5 protein-coding genes are annotated in these 4,829 nt (G+C 68.6%); 1 reads left to right on the top strand and 4 read right to left on the bottom strand.

Annotated elements, in window-relative coordinates; translation table 11 throughout:
* From I5I_RS02320 to I5I_RS02310, 3 genes are all read right to left on the bottom strand, one after another.
* On the bottom strand, positions 1-739 hold a 739-nt coding region (locus tag I5I_RS02320), incomplete at its 3' end, for an ABC transporter transmembrane domain-containing protein (protein WP_275574453.1).
* A complete protein-coding gene (locus I5I_RS02315; RefSeq protein ID WP_036316035.1) occupies positions 739-2,469 on the bottom strand; it encodes an ABC transporter ATP-binding protein in 1,731 nt (576 codons plus the stop codon). The genes I5I_RS02315 and I5I_RS02320, both read right to left, overlap by 1 nt.
* A 120-nt stretch (positions 2,470-2,589) precedes the next feature.
* Entirely contained in the window at positions 2,590-3,291 is a 702-nt protein-coding gene (locus tag I5I_RS02310) for a DUF5684 domain-containing protein (protein ID WP_036316033.1), read from the bottom strand.
* Positions 3,292-3,467: 176 nt separating this feature from the next.
* On the opposite strand from I5I_RS02310, the gene I5I_RS02305 reads away from it, so the two are divergent.
* Positions 3,468-3,929: a DUF4282 domain-containing protein gene (locus tag I5I_RS02305; RefSeq protein ID WP_036316030.1), complete on the top strand. Its 462-nt coding sequence runs from the start codon at positions 3,468-3,470 to the stop codon at positions 3,927-3,929.
* Here the strand turns inward: I5I_RS02305 and yaaA are convergent, their stop codons facing one another.
* Positions 3,930-4,679: a peroxide stress protein YaaA gene (gene yaaA / locus I5I_RS02300; RefSeq protein WP_036316027.1), complete on the bottom strand. Its 750-nt coding sequence runs from the start codon at positions 4,677-4,679 to the stop codon at positions 3,930-3,932. It lies immediately after the preceding gene.
* Positions 4,680-4,829: the final 150 nt, after the last annotated feature.

Genomic DNA, 4,829 nt, shown 5'->3' with positions numbered 1-4,829 from the left:
AGCGGCGCGCGACGAGCATCGTCACGATCACCGTCAACGGAATGGTCACGAGCGCGATGACCGCCAGAAGCGGGGAGATGATGAACATCATCGCGAGCACGCCGATCACCGTCAGCAGCGACATGATCACCTGCGACAGCGTCTGCTGCATCGACTGGCCGATGTTGTCGACGTCATTGGTGACGCGACTGAGCAGCTCCCCGCGCTGCACGCCATCGAAGTACGCGAGTGGCAGACGATGGACCTTCTCTTCGACGCGCACACGGAGCCGGTGCATCGCGCGCTGCACGATGCCGTTGAGCAGGCGCGCCTGCAGCCAGTTGAACAGCGCGGCGAAGATGTAGATCGCCAGCACCGCGATGAGGATCGCCCCCAGTCGCGACATGTCGATGCCCGCTCCGGGCGTGAAGTCCATCGCCGAGAGCATGTCGGCCTGCTGCTGGTTGCCGCTGGCGATCAGCTGATCGATGACCTGCTGTTTCGTGGCCCCGGCCGGCACCTGCATCGAGATGAAGCCCGCGAACACGACGTTGGTGCCGTCGCCGAGGATTTTCGGACCGAGCACCGACAGACCCACTGACAGCACACCGAGCAGGAACACCAGTGCCAGGCGGGCACGATCGACACGCAACGTGCCCAGCAGCCGCCGCGCACTCGGACCGAAGTTCTGCGCCTTCTGGACGGGCGCACCGCCCGCCATCGGACCGCCGCGCGGTCCTCGAGGTCCCGGACCGCTCATCATGCCTCCTGCGCCGCGAGCTGCGACTCGACGATCTCGCGGTACGTCTCGTTGGTCTCCACCAGCTCGTCGTGCGTGCCGCGTCCGACCATCCGGCCGTGATCGAGCACGACGATCTGGTCCGCGTGGCGGATGGTCGATACCCGCTGCGCGACGACGATCCGCGTCGCCTCGGGAAGATGCGCATCGAGCGCGCGACGAAGGGCGGCGTCGGTCCGCAGGTCGAGCGCGGAGAACGAGTCGTCGAAGATGTAGATCTCGGGCTGCCGCGCCAATGCCCGAGCGATCGCGAGGCGCTGGCGCTGGCCACCCGAGACGTTGGTGCCGCCCTGCGCTATCGGGGCGTCCAGTCCGCCCGGCAGGGCCGCGACGAAGTCCTTCGCCTGCGCGAGATCCAGCGCCGCCCAGAGCTGCGCGTCGCTGGCGGCGGCGTCGCCGTAGCGGAGGTTGGACGCGACGGTGCCGGCGAACAGGAATGCGCGCTGGGGGACGAGACCGACGCGGGCCCAGAGGTCGTCGGGGTCGAGCTCGCGGACGTCGACACCGTCGACGGTGACCGCTCCCCCCGTGACGTCGAAGAGCCGAGCGATGAGGCCGACGAGCGTCGACTTTCCTGCGCCGGTCGAACCGATGATCGCCGTCGTGGTTCCGGGTTCGGCGGCGAAGGCGATGCCCTGGAGCACTGGCGACTCGGCACCGGGGTAGGTGAACTCGACGTCGTCGAAGACGACGCGTCCCCCGGCCCCGGCGGCTCGCACGGGCGCCTCGGGGGCGTGCACGGACGGCTCCGTCTCCAGCACGGCTCCGATGCGATCGGCGCACACCGCCGCGCGCGGGATCATCACGAACATGAACGTCGCCATCATGACACCCATGAGGATCTGCATCATGTAGCTCAGGAACGCGAACAGCGTGCCGATCTGCACGCCGTTGTTCTGCACCTCGGCGGCCCCGAACCAGATGATCGCCACCGAGGACAGGTTCATGACGAGCATGACCGCCGGGAACATCACGGCCATGAGGTTTCCGGCGCGAAGGGCGGTTTCCATCACGTCCTCGCTGGCGCGCGTGAAGCGGTGCCGTTCCTCGTTCTCTCGGACGAAGGCGCGGACGACGCGGATGCCGGTGAGCTGCTCGCGCATGATCTGGTTGAGCCGGTCGATGCGCGCCTGCATGGTGGTGAAGGCGGGGACCATCCGCACGACCACCAGCGACACGATCACCAGCAGCACGGGCACCGACACCGCCACCAGCCACGACAATCCCGCGTCCTGGCGCACCGCCATCACGATGCCTCCGATCGCGAGCATCGGCGCGGAGACCATCACGGTCGCCGACATCTGAACGAGCATCTGCACCTGCTGGACGTCGTTCGTGTTGCGGGTGATCAGCGACGGCGCCCCGAACTGCCCGACCTCGCGCTGCGAGAAGGCGACAACGCGGTGGAAGAGATCGGCGCGCACCGCACGACCGAGGCCCATCGCCAGCCGCGAACCGAAGTACACCGCGACCAGCGAACAGACGATCTGGACGACGCTGATCCCGAGCATCACGCCGCCGGTCCGCCAGATGTAGCCGATGTCGCCCGTGATCACGCCGTTGTCGATGATGTCGGCATTGAGCGTGGGCAACAGCAGCGACGCGACCGATTGGCCGAGCTGGAAGATCACCACCAGGAGGAGCAACGGCCACGTGGGCGCGAGATAGCGCACGAGGATCCTGCCGAGCACGGCGCCGCCTTTCCGCGCCCGCCACAACAAGCGCGAATCGACGCTACGCCCGCCGGGCTGCCACGCTCAACCGCCCGGGTGCGCTGTCAGCGAACCCGGGCGGTTGAGCGGTGAGGACGATCAGGAGCGCGGCGGCTCCGGAGCGGTCGGCGGCTCCGCGGTCGGCGGTTCCGTGGTCGGCGGCTCGGGAGCAGCAGGCGGTGCGGTGGCTGCCGGCGGCGCGGGCGGCTGATATCCGGCCGGAGGCGCCGGCGGCTGGTAACCCGCCGGCGGCTGGTAACCCGCAGGAGGGGTGTAGCCCGCGGGCGCCGCCGACGTCTGGACGGGAACGCCCTGCCAGACGGTGCGGTCGGCGAGGAAGCCGTTCGCCGCCCACGGCGCGGGCGGCACGTTCGGGTTCCAGCGCGACTTGTCGAAGGCGAGGATGCCGAGCCACACGAGTCCGAGCAGGACGTAGAGGATGACCCAGGGCGTCTCCTTCTGAAGCTTCTGCCCCACGCGCCACGCGGCCAGGGCGCCCACGACGATCGGGAGCAGCGCGATGATCCAACCGAGAACGGGGACCTGGCTCAGCAGGCCCGATGCCACAACGGCGCCCAGCATGACCCATGGGCTGACATCGCCGAGCTTTGCGAACACCATGAAGTTGTAGATCGGCACCCAGGCGCGCCACTTGCCCTGGACTCCCGCCTTGTCGAAGATCTTCATCAGGAAGAACGCACTGATCACATAGCCGATCACCGCGAAGATGAAGACGAAGAACGCAAACACGATCAGGGCAGCTGCAGCGGCGGCAGCGCTCCCGCCCGAGTAATCATCCATGAGTACCTCCCCCGGCGATTCTCGCCGTCGAGCGCGACCACCCTGGCCGGCTCCGGCTCACATCGTATTGGTAGCGAGCACACCGGCGCGACGTCTCTTTCGCGCGCGTGTCCCCACCCGTCCGCGACGCAGCCGATAGCCTGGGCGCACTGCCGTCCGCGCCGGAAGGAACGCCGATGACCGAGTCCTCTCTCCCCCCGCTGCCGCCGCGTCCCGCGGAAGAGGTGGCGCGCGACACGGCATCCGGGGCGGGCATCGCCGGTGTCGACGACACGGGGGTTCCACGGCTGGTCGGCGACCTCGACGACATCGGTCGCGGCTTCCTCTCCGCCCTGTTCGACCTGTCGTTCACGCGGTTCATCACTCGCAGATTGGCAAGCGTCTTCTATCTCGTGGGCCTCGTCGCGATCGGCATCGCCTTCATCGCGACGTTCCTGTGGGGTCTCATCTCCGGCATCGGTTCGCTGTGGTGGAACCTGGGCGGTGGCATCGCGCTCATCCTGTCGACGTTGATCGTCGTTCCCGTCGTCGCGTTCCTCGCCGTCGTCGTGCTGCGCTTCATCATCGAGTCCGGGGTCGCCCTCGTGGCCATTGCCGAGAACACAGAACGAACCGCCGCCCACACCGCGCGCGACTGATCACACGACGAGATCGATCTCCCCCGGCGCACCGTCCTGCAGCGTCACGCCCGCCGTCTCGGCCCACGCCAGGAGCGCCTCGCGCGTCGCGATGCGCGGGCGGGTTTCCGCGAGCCTTCTGACCAAAGCCCCCTTGCCGTGCTTGTTGAAGTGGTTGAGTGCACGTGTCGCGCCGTCCTCGCCGATCGTCACCACGCGCACGTAGGCGGACGCCACGTCCGACGGAACGGGGCCAAGGGCGACGTACGCCTCGGAGCGCAGATCCAGGACGAACGACGGCGCGGCCGTGCGCAGAGCCTCGGTGACCTCACCCGCCCAGTGACGCCTCAGGGGCGGGATGCCGGGAAGCGCCGTTCCGGCGGCGAGCCGGTAGGTCGGGATCGCATCGAGCGCGGCGACCGGTCCGAACGGCGCGGAGTGGATGAGCACGTGAGCGCCCAGCCAGCGCCGCGACGCCGCGGTCAGGGTGGCAGCATCCAGCGCATCGAAGAGCACCCCCGTGTAGCGGTCGACCGCCGGCAACGTCGGTGCGCTGCGCAGCGTCGCATTGTGGGCGATGTCCTCGCGCTGACGCCGCGACAGCTTGAGCACGCGCGCAGCGCGCTCCTCGTCGGCGCTCAATGCCACAAGGGCGTCCACGGCCGACTCGCGTGCGGCGCGGAGCTCGGGAAGCGCAAACCCGGCGATGTCGACAATGCGCGTGCGACCGCCCGGGCGCTTGGTCTCCGACGGCGGCAACAGGATCAACATGGGTGCTCTCCTCGCGCACAACGAGAAACCACTCCCCGCTCGAGAGCGATGCCTCTCGAGCGGGGAGTGGTGACGGACAGTTCTCCGTGGGCGATCAGGACTCGAGCGCGGCGTGTCCGGCCACGATGGTCAGCTCATGCCTCCTGAAAG

It is taken from the genome of Microbacterium sp. B24 (genome assembly GCF_000333415.1).
In the GTDB taxonomy this organism is placed as follows: domain Bacteria; phylum Actinomycetota; class Actinomycetes; order Actinomycetales; family Microbacteriaceae; genus Microbacterium.
Note: the sequence above shows the minus strand (reverse complement) of the source record. Positions and strands in the feature narration are given on the sequence as shown.

What these genes read in the sequence shown, in the direction of transcription:
- I5I_RS02310 (WP_036316033.1), bottom strand. Translation starts at nt 3,291, where the DNA reads ATGGATGATTACTCGGGCGGGAGCGCTGCCGCCGCTGCAGCTGCCCTG.
- yaaA (WP_036316027.1), bottom strand. Translation starts at nt 4,679, where the DNA reads ATGTTGATCCTGTTGCCGCCGTCGGAGACCAAGCGCCCGGGCGGTCGC.
- I5I_RS02305 (WP_036316030.1), top strand. Translation starts at nt 3,468, where the DNA reads ATGACCGAGTCCTCTCTCCCCCCGCTGCCGCCGCGTCCCGCGGAAGAG.